19 protein-coding genes are annotated in these 17,703 nt (G+C 65.0%); 16 read left to right on the top strand and 3 right to left on the bottom strand.

Annotation, left to right across the window (positions count from 1 at the left end; genetic code table 11):
• Positions 1 to 26: 26 nt before the first annotated feature.
• Entirely contained in the window at positions 27 to 923 is an 897-nt protein-coding gene (locus AC1DZV_RS19925; protein WP_459385198.1) for a glycosyltransferase, read from the bottom strand.
• Between the two features lie 314 nt (positions 924 to 1,237).
• Here AC1DZV_RS19925 and AC1DZV_RS19920 point away from each other — a divergent pair, with 314 nt between their 5' ends.
• From AC1DZV_RS19920 to AC1DZV_RS19855, 14 genes are all read left to right on the top strand, one after another.
• Positions 1,238 to 2,362 (top strand): MraY family glycosyltransferase, encoded by a 1,125-nt coding sequence (locus tag AC1DZV_RS19920; protein ID WP_476951920.1) that lies wholly within the window; start codon positions 1,238 to 1,240, stop codon positions 2,360 to 2,362.
• Between the two features lie 129 nt (positions 2,363 to 2,491).
• Entirely contained in the window at positions 2,492 to 2,977 is a 486-nt protein-coding gene (locus AC1DZV_RS19915) for a hypothetical protein (RefSeq protein WP_476954414.1), read from the top strand.
• Complete coding sequence (locus AC1DZV_RS19910; RefSeq protein ID WP_476951901.1) at positions 2,970 to 3,332, top strand: hypothetical protein; 363 nt, start codon at positions 2,970 to 2,972, stop codon at positions 3,330 to 3,332. The genes AC1DZV_RS19915 and AC1DZV_RS19910 overlap by 8 nt, the downstream gene beginning before the upstream one ends.
• Positions 3,333 to 3,423: 91 nt before the next feature.
• A complete protein-coding gene (gene atpB, locus AC1DZV_RS19905; RefSeq protein WP_028276068.1) occupies positions 3,424 to 4,224 on the top strand; it encodes a F0F1 ATP synthase subunit A in 801 nt (266 codons plus the stop codon).
• Positions 4,225 to 4,336: 112 nt separating this feature from the next.
• On the top strand, positions 4,337 to 4,555 hold the full coding sequence (gene atpE, locus AC1DZV_RS19900; protein WP_028276067.1) for an ATP synthase F0 subunit C: 219 nt from the start codon (positions 4,337 to 4,339) through the stop codon (positions 4,553 to 4,555).
• A gap of 48 nt (positions 4,556 to 4,603) precedes the next feature.
• Positions 4,604 to 5,155 carry a F0F1 ATP synthase subunit B gene (locus tag AC1DZV_RS19895; protein WP_028276066.1) on the top strand — a complete coding sequence of 184 codons (552 nt, stop codon included), beginning with the start codon at positions 4,604 to 4,606 and terminating at the stop codon, positions 5,153 to 5,155.
• A complete protein-coding gene (locus tag AC1DZV_RS19890; protein ID WP_223916019.1) occupies positions 5,155 to 5,982 on the top strand; it encodes a F0F1 ATP synthase subunit delta in 828 nt (275 codons plus the stop codon). The genes AC1DZV_RS19895 and AC1DZV_RS19890 overlap by 1 nt, the downstream gene beginning before the upstream one ends.
• An 83-nt stretch (positions 5,983 to 6,065) precedes the next feature.
• A complete protein-coding gene (gene atpA / locus AC1DZV_RS19885) occupies positions 6,066 to 7,703 on the top strand; it encodes a F0F1 ATP synthase subunit alpha (protein WP_028276064.1) in 1,638 nt (545 codons plus the stop codon).
• Between the two features lie 76 nt (positions 7,704 to 7,779).
• Positions 7,780 to 8,673, top strand: coding sequence for a F0F1 ATP synthase subunit gamma (locus AC1DZV_RS19880; RefSeq protein ID WP_028276063.1), 894 nt, complete (start codon positions 7,780 to 7,782; stop codon positions 8,671 to 8,673).
• Positions 8,674 to 8,754: 81 nt separating this feature from the next.
• A complete protein-coding gene (atpD, locus tag AC1DZV_RS19875; protein ID WP_018775710.1) occupies positions 8,755 to 10,209 on the top strand; it encodes a F0F1 ATP synthase subunit beta in 1,455 nt (484 codons plus the stop codon).
• A gap of 1 nt (position 10,210) precedes the next feature.
• Entirely contained in the window at positions 10,211 to 10,495 is a 285-nt protein-coding gene (locus AC1DZV_RS19870) for a F0F1 ATP synthase subunit epsilon (protein ID WP_018775711.1), read from the top strand.
• Between the two features lie 10 nt (positions 10,496 to 10,505).
• Positions 10,506 to 10,937, top strand: coding sequence for a DUF2550 domain-containing protein (locus AC1DZV_RS19865; protein ID WP_028276062.1), 432 nt, complete (start codon positions 10,506 to 10,508; stop codon positions 10,935 to 10,937).
• Positions 10,938 to 10,942: 5 nt separating this feature from the next.
• Positions 10,943 to 12,352 carry an alpha/beta hydrolase gene (locus tag AC1DZV_RS19860; protein ID WP_476951899.1) on the top strand — a complete coding sequence of 470 codons (1,410 nt, stop codon included), beginning with the start codon at positions 10,943 to 10,945 and terminating at the stop codon, positions 12,350 to 12,352.
• Positions 12,349 to 14,982, top strand: coding sequence for a bifunctional lysylphosphatidylglycerol flippase/synthetase MprF (locus AC1DZV_RS19855; RefSeq protein ID WP_476951898.1), 2,634 nt, complete (start codon positions 12,349 to 12,351; stop codon positions 14,980 to 14,982). Before AC1DZV_RS19860 ends, AC1DZV_RS19855 begins: the two co-directional genes overlap by 4 nt.
• Before the next feature lie 179 nt (positions 14,983 to 15,161).
• Here the strand turns inward: AC1DZV_RS19855 and AC1DZV_RS19850 are convergent, their stop codons facing one another.
• Both AC1DZV_RS19850 and nucS read right to left on the bottom strand, forming a co-directional pair.
• A complete protein-coding gene (locus AC1DZV_RS19850; RefSeq protein WP_011692441.1) occupies positions 15,162 to 15,365 on the bottom strand; it encodes a cold-shock protein in 204 nt (67 codons plus the stop codon).
• Between the two features lie 288 nt (positions 15,366 to 15,653).
• A complete protein-coding gene (gene nucS, locus AC1DZV_RS19845; protein WP_026266819.1) occupies positions 15,654 to 16,349 on the bottom strand; it encodes an endonuclease NucS in 696 nt (231 codons plus the stop codon).
• A gap of 81 nt (positions 16,350 to 16,430) precedes the next feature.
• Between nucS and AC1DZV_RS19840 the strand changes: the two genes are divergently transcribed.
• Positions 16,431 to 16,802 carry a hypothetical protein gene (locus AC1DZV_RS19840; RefSeq protein WP_028276058.1) on the top strand — a complete coding sequence of 124 codons (372 nt, stop codon included), beginning with the start codon at positions 16,431 to 16,433 and terminating at the stop codon, positions 16,800 to 16,802.
• A 10-nt stretch (positions 16,803 to 16,812) separates the two neighbouring features.
• Positions 16,813 to 17,625 (top strand): alpha/beta hydrolase, encoded by an 813-nt coding sequence (locus AC1DZV_RS19835; protein WP_028276057.1) that lies wholly within the window; start codon positions 16,813 to 16,815, stop codon positions 17,623 to 17,625.
• Positions 17,626 to 17,703 lie beyond the last annotated feature (78 nt).

The raw sequence follows: 17,703 nt of genomic DNA, 5'->3' as shown, positions 1-17,703 counted from the left end.
GGCGGGACTGCCAGCGGGGGAGCACGTCAGAACTTCTGGTCCTCCAGCGGGCCGAAGCCCTTGCCGCGGAGACCGGCCGAAAAAGCGCGGAACCAGTCAGCGAGCCCGCGGAAGTCGCCGCTGCGCAGGAAGTAGCCGAGGTAGCCGCCCACATCCGCGATGAAGGACTTGACCCGGAAGTGGCGGCGGATCATGTACCCGCGGTTCCGGTAGTAGAAGTAGCGCTTGAAGGCGGAATCCGGAACGATCACGTGCCACCGCGCACCGAAGACGTGCTTGGTTTCAGCGAAGGCATGCGGGTGCGTGATGGCCGCGGTGGTCACCGTGCCGAAGCGGATGCCGGCCTTCCTGAGCCTGAGCGTGAAGTCCACCTCGTCGCCACGGATGAAAAGGCGCATGTCCGGCAGGCCGACTTTGAAGAAGACATCGGAACGGATCAGGGCGCCGTTGAAGAAGTGTCCGTCGTCGGGCAGGAATCCGACCTTTTCCACCTCAGCGCGCTCATGCGTGACCTTGCCGCCCAGCCGGAAGAAAAAGGACAGCTGGTCCGGGTGGCCGGGGGCCACCACGAGGGGCACGACGGCGTCCAGATCACGTTCCTGGGCCTCACGGAGCAACGTGGCAAGGCAGCCGGGATCTGCCGGTTCGGCGTCGTCGTCCATCATCCAGATCCAGTCAGCCCCGCTGGCCACGGCCTTGAGGATGGCCAACGAGAATCCGCCGGCGCCGCCAAGGTTCGCCTCGGACCGGACATAGTCCACGTTGGCGTGCTGGCCGGCAACGTCCGTCGACGGCACGGTGCCACTGTCGACGAGGCAAATGGACTGCACTGGAGCGGTCTGGTTGTTGATGGCGTCCATCAGGACCGCCAGCTCCCTGGGACGGTCAAACGTCACGGCAGCGACTGCAACCGAGGGGGTCATCGCGGGGTCCTTTCAGCACGACCGTCAGTGGTTTTCCCGCCGGCAGAGGGCCGTGTGACGCGAAGACAGGTGGCCGTTGGCATTAGTATCTTGACTAGAGTCCACTGTAATACAGCCCTGTCAGGCACTACGCACTGCCTGCCCTGCGCACGGCGACGGAGAAGTTTCATTTTTCGAAAGACAGTTCCACCGCAATCGAATCCACCCCATTTCCGCAGCTCACCGGCGCGTCCGGTGCTGCGGGACGTGCCGGCGTGCGGTGCCTGTGCTGACCGTGCTGACGGCACTAACGGCGTATGGCTGGTGGTCGTCCCGTGATCATGTACCTGCTCATGATGCTGACGGCAGCGATCGTGACCTACGCGGCGACATGGGGCGCCCGGCTCGCGGGCAACAAGCTGGAGCTGTATTCCCCGATCCGCAGCCGCGACATGCATTCCACCCCGATCTCCCGGCTCGGCGGCCTCGGCATCTTCGCGGGCGTGCTGGTTGCCCTGGTCACGGCGAGCAATTCGTTCTTCGTCAAGGACATCTTCCGGAACAACACGGCGCCATGGGGAATCCTGGCCGGGGCCGCCGTGATCGTCGTTGTCGGCGTGGCGGATGACCTGCTGGATCTGCGGTGGTGGGTCAAGCTGATCGGCCAAAGCGCCGCGGCACTGGTCGTGGCCACGTGGGGGGTCCGGATGACAATCATCCCGTTCATCCCCGAACCGATCGTGATCCAGAACGAGGCCGTGAGCATTGTGCTGACGGCCGGGCTGATCGTCACCACCATGAATGCGTTCAATTTCATCGACGGACTGGACGGGCTCGCCGCGGGCGTGGCGATCATCGGCGGAGCGGCGTTCTTCCTCACGGCCTACTGGGTCCACCGCACGGCCGTCCTGCTGGACCGTTCGGACCTAGCCACCCTGCTGACCGCCGTCGTGGTCGGCAGCTGCGTCGGCTTCCTGCCGCACAACTGGTTCCCCTCCAAAATCTTCATGGGCGATTCCGGGGCCATGCTGATTGGCCTGCTGATGGCCTCGGCCGGCGTCGTCTCGACCGGCCAGATCAGCTCGGGCCTCTACGACCGGGCCAACGGCATCCCCACGATCATCCCGATCCTGTTGCCGTTCGCGGTGCTGTTCCTGCCGCTGCTGGACCTGTGCCTGGCGGTGGTGCGGCGGACAGCGCTGGGCCGGTCGCCGTGGTCGGCGGACCGCGGACACCTGCACCACAAACTCCTGGACATCGGCTACTCGCACCGCGGCGCCGTGGTGCTGATGTACTTGTGGACCTGCATCCTTGCCTTCGGCGGCCTCGCTTTCGCGATCTTCCCCTGGCACATAGTCCTCGCCATCGATCTGGCCGCCGCGGCAATCATGGCCGTGGCGACTGCCTGGCCGTACCTGCGCCAGCGCGGGCCGCGGCAGATGGCCCGCGCTCCCGAATAGCCTGACCGGCATGCCCTGGGAACCGGCTCCGACGCGCTTTTCCGAATAATTTCTATCTAATGTAGAATTCAGGGGCGGTACTTCGCCGCCTGCCTTGACCAGCAATACGCCAGCGACGATTGGGATCTGATGACCTCCAACGCCGAACCGGAACCCGCTTCCGGCAACGGACCCGTTGGCGTCTCCGGCCCCACAAAATCCCTGTGGCTCAGGCTGCTGGCAATCAGTTCCGCGGCTTCGGCCGCAGCACTGGTCTTGACCGGCACAGCCGCCTTCATCTTTAACGGCGCCGTGGGGTTCTGGTCCGCCCTGTTCGGGGGCGCGCTGGTGATGGCCTTCTTTGCCATCAGCCTCGCGGTGGGCCACTTTGTCGGCCGCAACAACCCCTCCGGAGCGATCGGAGTGTTCGTCGCGACGTACTTCGTCAAGGTTGTCGGCTTCGCCGTGGTCCTCTTCGTCATCGGCGCCCCGGCCTGGCTGCACGACCGCTGGTTCCTGATCGGCGCCGTCGTCACCGTCGTGTTCTGGCAGGCAGCCGAAATTTACGGTTTCAGCAAGGCCAGGCTTCAGATTTACAACGATCCCGAAACGCGAAAAGGCGGCACCGATGTTTAGCCGCAAATCCGGCCGCAGGCCAGTTGGCGGACCACGTACCGGACCAGAAAACCAGCCAGCCAAATCACCCAAAACCACGCCCGGTGCCCCCGGTGTATCGACCGACGGAAGCGACGGCGGATACAACGCCGGAATCGCCGTCTTCAGCTACATTGTTGGCGGAATCATCGTCTGGAGTTTGATAGGGTGGGGACTGGATAATCTGTGGGGAACCCGCTGGATTGTGCTCGCAGGCGCTCTGCTTGGAGCTGCGGGAGGGTTCTATCTTTCTCATATGCACGGCCTCACCAGTAACAGAACTTCTGCTGGTGACGGCGATGCTGCACGTGGCCCGTCCCAGGACGAGGAACAGTAATGCCAAATAATTTTACAGGGGGAGAGGCGGGCACCAATGTCGCCGGTCCCCGCCCAACGCCCAATGATGGACACTGCAGAGAGGAAACGCGTTGATCGCGCTTGCGCTCCCGGCCCAAGATTCAGGAACCTTCACGCCTCCTGGAATTGAAGAACTTCACCTGCCGGCTATCATCCCCTGGGGTGCGGCCGAAGGATTTTCCAAGCAGATGCTGCTGGTAATCCTGTCGGTTGTCATTATCGCTACATTTTTTGTGATCGCTGCGCGGAAGCAGCAGCTGGTTCCCGGCAAGCTGCAGTTCGCAGGCGAGGCTGCCTACAGCTTCGTCCGCAACGGCATCGCCAAGGACATTATCGGCGGCCGGGACTTCATGAAGTATGTCCCGCTGCTGTTCAGCCTGTTCTTCTTCATCCTCGTGAACAACATCTACGGTGCAATCCCGCTGATCCAGCTTCCGACCTTCTCCCATGTCGGCGGAGCCTACGTGATGGCGGCGATCGTGTATGTCACCTGGATCGCCATCGGCATCAAGAGGAACGGCCTGAAGTACTTCAAGCTGGCAACAGTTCCTTCCGGTGTCCCGTTCTACATCCTCCCGATCGTCGTCCCGATCGAGATCATCTCCAACTTCCTGGTCCGCCCGGTCACGCACAGCCTCCGTCTGTTCGCCACCATGCTGGCCGGCCACTTGATCGTGATGATCTCCGGTGCGGGCATTGAATTCCTCGTGATGCAGGAAAACGTCCTGCTCAAGGGCGCGTCCGTACTCGTCCTTGGCGGTGCGATCGCCATGTACATGCTCGAAGCGCTGATCATGGTGCTGCAGGCCTACGTTTTCACGCTGCTGACCGCGATCTACATCGAAGGCGCGCTCCACGCCGACAGCCACTAGGCCCAGCGCCAGACGGCAGAAGGCCAGACGGCACAACATAGTCTTCCCCTCTAGGGGATGAAGCAAACCAAACAACCTGCCACATGGGTGGCATCTTGAAAGGAACAAAAAAATGGAAGGCTCCATCAACGGCTCCCTCAACCTCGTCGGCTACGGCCTCTCCGCCATCGGCGGTGGTATCGGTGTGGGTCTCGTGTTCGCTGCCTACATCAACGGCGTGGCACGTCAGCCGGAAGCCCAGCGCGTCCTGCAGCCGATCGCATTCCTCGGCCTCGCGCTGACTGAAGCCCTCGCCATCCTCGGCCTGGTCTTCGCGTTCGTTCTCAAGTAAACAGAACAACCGAACATCCAGAACCGAGTAGATAAGGACGGGTGAAATATGAATCAAGCGATCATCTCAGCCGCCACCGAAGGCGGTACTAACCCCCTCGTTCCCAATCCTTGGGAAATGCTTGTCGTCTTCGCCGGCTTTGCGCTCCTCATGTTCATCGTGGTCAAGTACGTTGTCCCGATGTTCGAGAAGACCTTCGCAGAGCGGGCCGAAGCCATCGAGGGTGGCATCGCCAAGGCCGAAAAGGCCCAGGCCGAGGCCTCCGCAGCACTCGAAGAGTACAAGCAGCAGCTCACGGAAGCCCGCACCGAAGCCAACCGCATCCGCGAGGAAGCACGCGCCGAAGGTGCCCAGATCCTTGCAGAGCTGAAGGAGAAGGCGGCTGCCGAGTCTGCCCGCATCACAGCGCAGGCCCACACGCAGATCGAATCCGAGCGCCAGGCGGCCGTTGTGTCGCTCCGCGCGGAGGTCGGCACGCTGGCCACGACTCTGGCGAGCCGCATCGTCGGCGAGGCACTGAGCGACGATGCACGGTCGGCCCGAGTGGTGGACCGCTTCCTGGCAGATCTGGAGAACCAGAACGCGGGTGTAGCTAAGTAATGGCAGGTGTATCGAGCGAATCGCTGGCCGCTGCGCTGGCGGCACTGGAGGCCAAGCTTCCCACCGCGTCGCTGCAGTTGGCAAAGGAACTCTTCGGAATCCTGGGAACCGTGGACAGCTCAGCCGGCTTGCGCCGTGCTTTGACTGACCCGTCCCGCAGCGGTGACGAAAAGTCGGCGCTGGTCAAGCAGCTCTTCGGCGGGAAAGTATCCGCTGACGCTGTTGAAATCGCAGCCGGACTGGCCAGCTCCCGCTGGGCATCGGCACGGGATATCGGCGATGCACTCGAGACTCTTGCCGCTTCGGTGGTCATCGCTGTTGCCGAGAACAAGTCGGCCGTCTCTGCCTCCGGGCTCAGCGGACTGGAATCGCTGGAGAACGATCTGTTCTCCTTCAACCAGGCCGTCGAGTCCAGCCACGAGGTCCAGCGTGCTCTGTCCGAGCCGCAGGCCAGCCCGGCCGCCAAGGTGTCCCTCGCCGACAAGCTCGTACCCGGTGCGAGCGAGGAAGCGAAAGTCCTGATCGGGCAGGCCGTCACGGCTCCGCGCGGGCTTAAGGTCACCAGGCTGGTCCGCCGTTTCGCCGAGCTTGCCGCCAAGCGCCAGCAGCGCTGGATTGCAACGGTCGACGTCACCCGTCCGCTGACGGAGACGCAGATCAGCCGCCTGCAGGCGGGGCTGAACGCCCTTTACGGGCGCGAGCTCAAGATCAACATGAACGTTGACCCGGCACTGATCGGTGGCATCCGGATCCAGGTAGGTGACGAAGTGGTTGACGCTTCGGTCGCCGGCCGCCTGGGCCAGCTCCAGCGTCAGCTTGCCGGCTAGCCGGACAAGCACAACCTAACGACAAGAAACCCCGGTCATCGTGAGCAACGATGATCACGAAAACAGGAGAGCAGGGACTGCAGATGGCCGAATTGACCATCAACGCCGACGACGTCCGTAATGCGTTGAACGAGTTCGCGGCGTCCTACGAACCCGGAAACGCAGAGCGCGTAGAGGTCGGCCGTGTAACAACCGCAGGTGACGGCATCGCCCGTGTTGAGGGCCTTCCCTCGGTCATGGCGAACGAGCTGCTTCGCTTCGAAGACGGCACGCTGGGCCTGGCCCAGAACCTCGACGTCCGCGAGATCGGCGTCATCATCCTCGGTGACTTCACCGGAATCGAAGAAGGCCAGGAAGTCCACCGCACCGGGCAGGTTCTGTCCGTGCCGGTTGGCGACGCCTTCCTCGGCCGCGTGGTTGACCCGCTGGGCCAGCCCATCGATGACCTCGGCGAGATCAAGGCCGAGACCACCCGTGCCCTGGAACTCCAGGCACCCGGCGTGACCCAGCGTAAGTCGGTCCACGAGCCGATGCAGACCGGGCTCAAGGCTATCGACGCCATGATCCCGATCGGCCGCGGCCAGCGCCAGCTGATCATCGGTGACCGCCAGACCGGCAAGTCCGCCATTGCCATCGACACGATCATCAACCAGAAGGCCAACTGGGCTTCCGGCGACGTGACGAAGCAGGTGCGCTGCATCTACGTGGCGATCGGCCAGAAGGCATCCACGATCGCAGCCGTCCGCCAGACCCTCGAGGACAACGGCGCCCTGGAATACACCACGATCGTGGCTTCCCCGGCGTCCGACCCCGCAGGCTTCAAGTACCTGGCACCGTACGCCGGCTCGGCCATCGGCCAGCACTGGATGTACGGCGGCAAGCACGTCCTCATCGTGTTCGATGACCTGTCGAAGCAGGCCGAGGCCTACCGTGCAGTGTCGCTGCTGCTCCGCCGCCCGCCGGGACGCGAAGCCTACCCGGGCGACGTCTTCTACTTGCACTCCCGACTGCTGGAGCGTTGTGCCAAGCTCTCCGACGAGCTCGGTGCAGGCTCGATGACCGGTCTGCCGCTGATCGAGACCAAGGCGAACGACGTTTCCGCCTACATCCCGACCAACGTGATCTCCATCACCGATGGCCAGATCTTCCTGCAGTCGGACCTCTTCAACGCCAACCAGCGCCCCGCTGTCGACGTCGGTGTGTCCGTCTCCCGTGTTGGTGGCGCCGCCCAGGTCAAGTCCATGAAGAAGGTCTCCGGTACCTTGAAGCTGGAACTGGCCCAGTACCGCGACATGCAGGCCTTCGCCATGTTTGCCTCGGACCTGGACGCCGCATCGCGCCAGCAGCTGACCCGCGGTGCACGCCTGATGGAACTGCTCAAGCAGGGCCAGTACTCGCCGTTCCCGGTCGAGAACCAGGTCGTCTCCATCTGGGCCGGCACCAACGGCCACCTGGACGAGGTTCCGGTTGAAGACATCAACCGCTTCGAGACCGAGTTCCTGGAGCACCTCAAGCACAAGTCCTCCATCCTGACGACGCTGGCCCAGACCAACGTCATGGACGATGACACCGCTGAAGCACTGAAGACCGCAATCGTGGACTTCAAGAAGGGCTTCTTCGGCGAGGGAGACAACCTCCTGGTCGGTGCGGGGCACGAGGAGCACGCCCCCATCGGCGAGGATCAGGTCGACCAGGAAAAAATCGTCAAGCAGAAGCGCTAGTTTCGCTGGCAGGGACTGCCGGGACCCGCACGGGTTCCGGCAGTCCCGGCCATCGGGATCTTAGGAAAGGATAAGTATGGGAGCCCAGATCCGGGTCTACCGCCAGAAGATCAGCTCGACGACGTCGATGCGCAAGATCTTCAAGGCGATGGAACTGATCGCTACCTCGCGCATCGGCAAGGCCCGCGCACGCGTAGCAGCTTCACTGCCTTACGCGAACGCGATCACGCGTGCCGTTTCTGCTGTCGCAAGCCAGAGCGAAATCGACCACCCCCTGGTCACCGAGCCGGCGCAGATCCGCCGGGCCGCCGTCCTGGTCATCACCTCGGACCGTGGCCTCGCGGGATCTTACTCGGCGAGTGTCCTCAAGCAGGCCGAAGGCCTCAACGAGCTGCTCCACGGGGAAGGCAAGGAAGTCAAGACGTTCCTGGTCGGCCGCAAGGCGCAGGCGTACTTCGACTTCCGGAACCGTGAATACGCCCGCGTATGGACCGGCAACACGGATGCACCGGAGTTTGCGACCGCGCGCGAAGTCAGTGAAGCACTGCTGGCCGAATTCGCCAACGCCTACGAAGAGGGCGGCGTCGACGAAATCCACGTCGTCTACACCCGCTTCAAGTCGATGGTGACCCAGGAGCCGACGGTTGTCCGTCTGCTGCCGCTCGAGGTTGTCGAAGAGAAAGCCGCGTCCGAATCGGACCTGCTGCCCCTCTACGAATTCGAGCCGGAAACGGAGCAGGTTCTCGATGCCCTGCTGCCGCGCTACATCGAATCACGTATCTTCGCCGCCATGTTGCAGGCAGCAGCTTCCGAGCTCGCAGCCCGCCAGCGTGCGATGAAGTCCGCCGGCGACAACGCGACGGATCTCATCAAGAAGTACACGCGTCTGCGCAACACTGCCCGTCAGGCTGAAATTACGCAGGAGCTTTCCGAAATCGTTGCCGGTGCCGACGCGTTGTCCGCGTCCTAGCCGGCACGAGCCCGGATCCAGCTGTACCTGCACCAAAAGATAAACTTAACCCCACGCCATCTACTGAGTGAAGTGAGAGAGATGACTGCCACTGCTACCGATCACGTAGCCGCAACGTCCGGTGCTACCGGTCGTATTGCACGTGTTATTGGCCCGGTTGTCGACGTCGAATTCCCGGCTGACGCAATCCCCTCGATTTACAACGCACTCACCACCGAGATCACTCTCAACGGTGAGACCCGAACCATCACGTTCGAGGTTGCCCTGCACCTGGGTGACAACCTGATCCGTGCCATCTCCCTCCAGGCCACCGACGGACTTGTCCGCGGTACCAACGTGGTGGACACCGGTGCCCCGATCTCCGTGCCCGTGGGCGACGGCGTCAAGGGCCACATCTTCAACGTGCTGGGCCAGCCCCTCGACGTTGCCGAGTCCGAACTCCAGATCAGCGAACGCTGGCCTATCCACCGCAAGGCTCCGGCCTTCGCGACACTGGAAGGCTCCACCGAAATGCTGGAAACCGGCATCAAGGTGATCGACCTCCTCACCCCGTACATCAAGGGTGGCAAGATCGGCCTGTTCGGTGGTGCCGGCGTCGGCAAGACCGTGCTGATCCAGGAAATGATCACCCGTGTTGCCCGCAACTTCGGCGGCACCTCGGTGTTCGCCGGTGTCGGCGAGCGTACCCGTGAAGGTAACGACCTCTGGGTCGAAATGGAAGAGGCCGGCGTCCTCAAGGACACCGCCCTTGTGTTCGGCCAGATGGACGAGCCGCCGGGAACGCGTCTGCGCGTTGCACTGTCCGCACTGACCATGGCGGAGTACTTCCGCGATGTGCAGAACCAGGACGTGCTGCTCTTCATCGACAACATCTTCCGCTTCACCCAGGCAGGCTCCGAGGTTTCCACCCTCCTCGGCCGCATGCCGTCGGCCGTGGGCTACCAGCCCAACCTGGCTGACGAGATGGGCCTCCTCCAGGAGCGCATCACGTCCACCAAGGGCCACTCCATCACCTCGATGCAGGCCATCTACGTTCCCGCAGATGACTACACCGACCCGGCTCCGGCCACGACCTTCGCACACCTCGACGCGACCACGGAACTTTCCCGTGAAATCGCTTCCCGTGGTCTGTACCCGGCCGTTGACCCGCTGACGTCGACCTCCCGCATTCTGGATCCGCAGTACATCGGCCACGACCACTACAACACGGCCGTCCGCGTCAAGCAGATCCTGCAGAAGAACAAGGAACTTCAGGACATCATCGCCATCCTGGGCGTTGACGAACTCTCTGAAGAAGACAAGATCGTCGTGTCGCGTGCACGCCGCATCCAGCAGTTCCTCTCGCAGAACACCTACACCGCCAAGCAGTTCACCGGCGTCGAGGGCTCTACCGTGTCCATCAAGGACACTGTTGAAGGCTTCACCGCTATCTGCGACGGCGACCTTGACCACGTTGCAGAGCAGGCGTTCTTCAACGTCGGCGGCCTGGACGACGTCGAGCGCCAGTGGGCCAAGATCCAGGAACAGACCAAGTAATATGGCTGAGCTTGAGGTTGAGATTGTCGCAGCGGACCACTTTGTGTGGTCCGGAGCGGCCAAGATGGTCAAGGCCCGCACCAGCGATGGTGAAATCGGAATCCTGCCCGGCCACTCGCCCCTGCTGGCGATTCTGGCCGAAGGTGAGCTGGCAATCGAGCCGGTATCCGGTGACCGCATCGCTGTAGTCGTTGACGGGGGATTCTTCTCTGTCGACAACAACAGGGTGGTCATTGTTGCTGACAACGCCCAAATGGGCGAAGCGGCTACTGCGGGGATCCGCTAGCACGACCTTGATGAACGATATTGGTTTGCCGTTCATCGTCCTGGCAACTGCGTTTGCGTTGCTGGTATTTGCACTGTGCCTTTCGGGGGTGCGCCGCTTCAATCTGCGGCGCGCCCTGGGTACGGTGGACGCCTCCATTTGCACGGCTGGAAACAGCTGGCAGATGGGGGTTTGTCGTTATCAGGACAACGACCTCGAATGGTTCCGCCTGGTCTCACTCAGCGTCCGCCCCAAGCACACCTTCCGGCGCAGCTCACTGGAGCTGCTTGGCCGGCGCAAGCCGACCGAATCCGAGCTCCTCAAGGTCCAGCCCGACGCCGTTATCGTGGAACTCCGCTACGAGGGCCAGCAGGTCCTCCTGGCCATGCGCTTCGATGCCTACACAGGGTTGTCATCCTGGCTTGAGGCCGGACCCGTCATCGGCGTCGGCACCTGGCGCTAGCCCCGGTGGACTACCTCGATGGCCTGAGCCTGGTCGACGGCCCGGTGGTGTGGCTCGTGTGGGCAGCCGCCGCGGCGGGCCTGGCCTACCTCCTGACCCACGTTGCCCTCCGGCACACGGGTTTTGCGCGCACGGGATTTGGGCGCACCGGCCGCCGCGAGCCCGGCGCGGCCGTGGCCGTCGCGGCTGCCATGACCCTGCTCGCCGCGGCGCTCGTCGCTGCCGTGCACTGGTTCCTGCTCTACGCCGTCACCGTCTTCCCTGCCGAACTGCCGGGAGAGACCCTCGCCTGGTCCGTTTCCGGCGTCCTCGCCCTGCTGCTGTGGCTCATGCGCCTGCTTGGGCTCTGGGGCCGCGGACGGACCGGCACCAATCCGACCGGCACTAATCCGAGCCGTAGCCGTCGCGGGCGTTCAAGCGCAGCAGCCACGGCGGCTTTCCTGGCCGTCGTCGCGCTGTCCGCCGTCCAGATCAACATCTACTTCGGCCTGAACCACACTGTCGGCGACCTCACCGGAGCGGCCGCAGCCCGGATCCAGCCGCTCGAGGCCGGCCTGACGCGCGCCGCCGGCGCCCCTGCCGCCACCGGGCTCGCCCACTGGCAGGCGCCCGCCCACCTTCCCCACGGCGTCATCCGCAAGGCGGTCATCCCGGGCACCGTCTCCGGCTTCCAGAGCCGGGACGCTTACGTCTATCTCCCTCCGGCCTACCTGGGGTCCCCCCGGCCTGCGCTGCCGGTGCTGGTCCTGTTTTCCGGCCAGCCGGGCGGTCCTGCCGACTGGCTGACCGGCGGCGCACTCCGGAGCCGGCTCGACCGGTTCGCCGCGGAGCACGCCGGTGTGGCGCCCGTAACGGTGGTGGTCGATCCCAACGGCTCGGCGTCGGGAAACACGCTGTGCATGGACAGCCGGATTGCCCAGGCGGACACCTTCCTGGCGCGGGACGTGCCGGACTGGATCAAACGCACGCTCGACGTCGACCCGGATCCCCGCCAGTGGGCCGCAGGCGGCTTCTCCTTCGGCGGCACGTGCGCCATGCAAATGGTCACGAGGCATCCCGACGTCTACAGCGCCGCGCTGGCCTTCTCCAGCGAGGAGGAGCCGGCCCTCGCGAAGGTGCGGGCCAAGACCATTGAGGCCTCCTTCGGCGCCGACGCCGCGGCCTTCGACCAGCTGACCCCGCTGCGCGTCATGGCAGAACACCGCTTCGACGGCCACGGCGTGTATTTCGCCGCCGGAGACCGCGACCCGCAGTTCACCGGCCACATGGACGCGCTCTCCGAGGCGGCACGCCGGGCCGGGTTCAGCGTCGAAACACACCGGATCGCCAACGCGGGGCACTCCTGGGACGTGGCATCCGGTGGCCTTCCCGGCGGCCTGGACTTCCTGGCCCGACGCTGGGGGATCACGCCATGAGCCAGTCCAAGACCGGCAGTAACCGGACTGCGGCGGGTCCGGGGCCGGAGATCCCGCCGCTGCAGGGTGTCTGGCGCCAGGGCCTGCGCCGGACGCTGGCGCACTTCCGTGCCGTGCCCTTCACGCTGGCGGTCCTCGCAGCCTTCCTCGGTGTCGGGGCCGTGACGGGCAGCTTCCTGTCGGGCCCGCCCGACGCCCTGTTGCCCGTAGCGTCCGTCAACGCTTCGGGGCTGAAGGCGGGGCATTGGTGGTCCTTGTTCACCTCGCTGTTCTTCGCCACCAACCTGCTGGCCTACCTGACCGCATCACTGATGATCCTCCTGCTGCTGGGACTCGCTGAACGGCATCTGGGGACCCGGCGGACGGCCGTATTCTTCTTTGTAGGCCAGTTCGCTGCGGTGACGGTGTTCCTGCTGGTCACCCAGCTGGCCCGGTACATCGGCGACGGCTGGCTGGGGCTCATGGTCAACGCCCGGCTGATCGGCCCCTACGCCGCCGTCCTGGCCGTGGCCCTGGCCGCCAGCGGCCTGCTTCCCACGCTGTGGCAACGCAGGCTGCGGACCGCCGGCCTGTCCGCGTCCCTGCTGCTGGTGCTCTACGTCGGGCATCCGGAGACAGTGGTTGGGCTCGCCGGTGCCCTTGCCGGCCTGGCCGCGGGCTGGTGGATCCAGGGCGACCGGGGGACCCTGCACCGGCACCGTTCAACCGGACGCGAGACACGCAACCTGCTGGCGCTCACGGTCGCGATCTTCGCGGTGGGGCCGATCCTCACTGCCGCCGTCAGCAGCCCCACCGGGCCCCTGGCCCTGTTGCGCGACGTCGTGCTGAACCCGCTGCCCACACTGGGCCAGCTGGAGGAAAACTGCGGCGGCACGGTGGACGTCAGCTGCCTGGAGGCCGGCCGCGCCGGACTCGCCGGTCCGCTGGGCCTCGCGCTGGCGGTCGTCCCGGTGGTCCTGCTGCTGATCTGTGCGGACGGCATGCGGCAGGGCCGCCGCCTGGCCCTGCGGATCGCGATCATCGTCCAGCTCGGCGTGACAGCCCTGGCCGCCGTGTACCTGGCCCTGTTCGCCCGGATTCCGCATTACGCCAGCCAGCCGCACACGGCCGTGATGGGCTCCGGCTTCGTCCGCGTCCTGCCGCTCGTGGCCGTTCCGTTGCTGCTCGTTGTGCTGCTCTGGCTTAACCGCCGGCAGTTCAGGGTGGAGACTGCTCCGCGGGCCAGGCGGATCCTGGGCATCGTAGTCGGGGGCACGTGGCTGGTGCTCGCCGGGGCCTATTCGGTGGCCTGGCTCGCCGCCGGCGGAATGGACCGCGACGGGGGAGTGCTGGGCCTCGGGGCGGAACTCGCCCGGCAGTACCTGCCGCTGCCCATTCCGGGCGCCTACAGCCGGTTGTTCCAGAACCGCAACGCCGTCGAGTCATTTCTGTTCGCCTATGCCGGCATCATATTCTGGGGCGTGGCCCTGGCGGCGGTCTGGCTGGTGCTGCGGCGGCGGCTGCACGGTACCGGACACAGTACCGACGTCGGCTTCGGGGACCGGGACACGGCCCGAGACCTGATCCGCCAAGGCGGGGACTCACTGTCCTGGATGGCGCTCTGGGAACCGAACAAATACTGGTTTACGCCGGACCGGCGCGGCGGCGTGGCCTATCAGCAGCACGGCAACGTGGCCCTGACGCTGGCGGGCCCGTTCGGATCCGCTGCCCTCCGCGAGGAGACCGCAGCGGGTTTCATGCGCTACTGCGCCGAACACGCCCTGATCCCGTGTTTCTACTCCTGCACCGCCGAACTCTGGCCGATGCTCCGGGCCCGCGGATTCCGCCGCGTGGCCGTGGCCCAGGAAACCAGGCTCGCCGTGCGCGAACTCGAGTTCAAGGGCAAGGAATGGCAAAACGTCCGCACCGCCCTGAACCGTGCGGCGAAGACCGGTGTCCAGGCCGTATGGGGGCGCTACAGCGAATTCCCTGCCCCGCTGCGGACCCAGCTCAGCGAGGTCTCCGAAGAATGGGCGGCGCAAAAGCACGTGCCGGAGATGGGCTTCACGCTCGGCAGCATCGACGAGCTCGACGACGACGGGGTGCTGTGCTGCCTGGCGGTGGACGCCTCCGGACGCGTGCAGGGCGTTACGAGCTGGCTGCCGGTGTACGAGCACGGACAGCTCGTGAGCTGGACCCTGGACTTCATGCGCCGGCGCGGCGACGCGTTCCCTGGTGTCATGGAGTTCCTCATTGCGTCCGCCGTGCTGGAACTCAAGCGCACGGTTGAGGTGATCTCCTTGTCCGGATCGCCGCTGGCGAAGGACCGTGACGGAGACATTGCCGGCGCCAGCGACTCGGGCAGCGACTCCGGGAACAGCGACGCCGGCAGCGATTCCGGCGGCAGCGACGCCGGGCCGGAGGGGCTGGCCGGGATCCTGGACGTGGTGGGCAGGGCCCTGGAACCCGTCTACGGCTTCCGCTCGCTGGCAACCTTCAAGTCGCGTTTCAAGCCGGACTACCGCACGCTGTACCTCTACTACCAGGATCCGTTGCAATTGCCGGCGATGGGCCGGGCCCTGAGCCGCGCGTACCTTCCCGGGTTGTCCGTCCGGCAAAGTGCCCGGCTGCTGCGCACTTTGGTGCGTTAGGCAGGGCCCTGCGGGTTAGTGCCCGGCGTTAGTGCGGAATTCGGCTGAAGAATGCACCGGGCCACTGCGGACGACCTGAAACACCGCGCCCAAGAATGCACAAAAAAATGATCCCCGGCACTAATGCCGGGGATCATTCCTGGTGCCGGAAATGCCCTAAAGCACTTCCCGGCGGCAGACTAGACCAGCGTTACGCCGGTGGCCTGGGGGCCCTTGGCGCCCTGGCCGATCTCGAACTGAACACGCTGGTTCTCGTCGAGGGTCTTGAAGCCACCGGTCTGGATCTCGGAGTAGTGAACGAAGACATCGCCATCGGAGTCATCCGGGGTGATGAAGCCGAAGCCCTTTTCTGCGTTGAACCACTTGACGGTTCCCTGAGCCATTTGTTTCTCCTCATTGTGGATCTTGAATAAATCCGGCGCACTTCGCACCGGACTTGGTCACTCTGCGAGAAGAACCTATGGCAACGGAACCGGATTCACGGACCGTGGCGGCAGGAGCTTCACGCTCGCAACATGTCTTGCGAGCATGAAAAACACCTACACAAAGACTCGTATAAGAATTTCATGACACTTGCGTCAGGTCAACGGGCGAACGGAAGAATTGCATAAAAATTGTGCAAAGAACGTCTTAACGCGAATCGCCGCCACGGAAAGCCTGCCGCAGGGTGCTTAAAAGAGCCGGGATTCGCTGTCGTCAACGCCGCGCATGGCGTCGTAGTCCAGGGTCACGCAGTCGATTCCGCGGTCCTTGGCGAGGACCTTGGCCTGCGGTTTGATCTGCTGGGCTGCGAAGATTCCCCGGACCGGGGCCAGCAGCGGGTCCCGGTTCAGCAGTTCCAGGTACCGGGTGAGCTGCTCGACGCCGTCGATGTCCCCCCGGCGCTTGAGCTCAATGGCCACGGTGGCGCCATCCGCGTCCCGGGCAAGGATGTCCACGGGGCCGATCGCGGTGAAGTACTCCCGGCGGATCAGCGAGAACCCGGTGCCCAGCAGTTCGATCTGGGCGGCCAGGAGCCGCTGCAGGTCCGCTTCGACGCCGTCCTTGATCAGGCCGGGGTCCTGGCCCAGTTCGTGGGAGGTATCGTGAAGCTGCTCGTGGATGTTGATGATGAGCCGGTCATCGGTCTTGGCCGACTGGACCGTCCACTGTTCGACGACGCCGACTTCGACGTCGACCTCATCGGGTGTGGAGACCCGCAGGGACGCAGGAGGGCTCATCCAGTTCAGCGGCTTGTAGGACCCGCCGTCGGAATGGACCAGGACCGAACCGTCGGCCTTGACCAGCAGCAGCCTGGTGGCCAGCGGCAGGTGGGCTTTGAGGCGGCCGACGTAATCAACGGAGCAGCGGGCTATGACTAAACGCACCCGGTCAACTCTACCGCCTGCGCGGGCGGCGGCTTGGCGGGGCGACAACGGGCGGCAGCCGGACTGGGGCAGAATGGAGGCATGCCCCGTTCCAACCGACCCCGCCGCGCCGGTTCTGCGAAGACAGGCTCCGGCAAGGGCACAGCGCCCGGAAAGAGCAAAGCCGCCGGAGCCAAGCACGGACCGGCACCGGAACTTGATCTGGAGCGCGCCCGCTCGGGTTTCGCCCGCCGGGAGAGCGCACCGGACGGCGAATGGATGGTCCGCCCCATCACCGCGGGCCGCGCCGAGAAGACCTACATCTGCCCGGGCTGCTCCACCGCCGTGCTGCCGGGAATCGCCCACCTGGTGGTCTGGTCCGAGGACCACCTCTTTGGCGCTGCCGCGGGTCTCGCCGAGCGGCGCCACTGGCACAGCAACTGCTGGACTTCGCGGAGCTACCGGTATCGCTAAGCTGGTCAGCATGAGCTTTGATCCCGCGTCGTACGTCTTCACCCAGCCCTCTGCTCCCACTGCCATCCGCGCCTCCACGGTCCTGCCGGCCCGCCGCGAGAACGTCGAACTCCGCACGTCGGACGGGCACCGGCTGGTGGGCGAGCTCGCCGTCCCGGAAACCGGCGGAATCAAGGCAACACTCATCACGCTGCACCCGCTGCCGACGCACGGCGGCTTCATGGATTCGCACGTCTACCGAAAGGCCTCCTACCGGCTGCCCGCCCTCGCGGGAATCGCCGTCCTGCGCTTCAACACACGCGGCACCTCATCGCCGCGGGGAACCAGCGGGGGAGCCTTCGAGGAAGGCGTCGGCGAGCGTCTCGACGTCGAGGCCGCGGTGCAGTTCGCCGTGGACCGCGGCCTGCCAAACCGGTGGCTGGTCGGCTGGTCCTTCGGCACCGAGCTGGCCCTGATGTACGGCGCCACCGAGCCCGTCGCCTCGGAAATCGAGGGGGCTGTGCTGCTCTCGCCCCCGCTGCACCGGGCCACGGACGTGCACCTGAAGGAATGGGCCGAAGCCGGCAAGCCGCTGAAGGTCCTGGTCCCCGAGCACGACGACTACCTGCAGCCGGCGGCTGCGGCCGCGAGGTTCGCGCTGGTGCCGCAGGCGCAGGTGCTGGGGGTCGACGGCGCCAAGCACCTGTGGGTGGGGGAGAAGTACGCCGGGCGGGTTCTCAACGAAATCGTGGACGAGGTCATCCCCGGCAGTGCCGGATCTGGCAGCGCCGGAACTGTGCTTCCGCAGGAATGGGACGGGCCGGTCGCCACGGCACACGCCTGAGCCGCCAAAGGCGCAAAAGAATAAACCGCACTGAAACAGGACAGCCGCACCGTGGACCACGGTGCGGCTGTCCTGTTT

The organism is Arthrobacter sp. P1_D12 (assembly GCF_056406175.1).
This window is presented reverse-complemented; position numbering and strand designations above follow the sequence as displayed.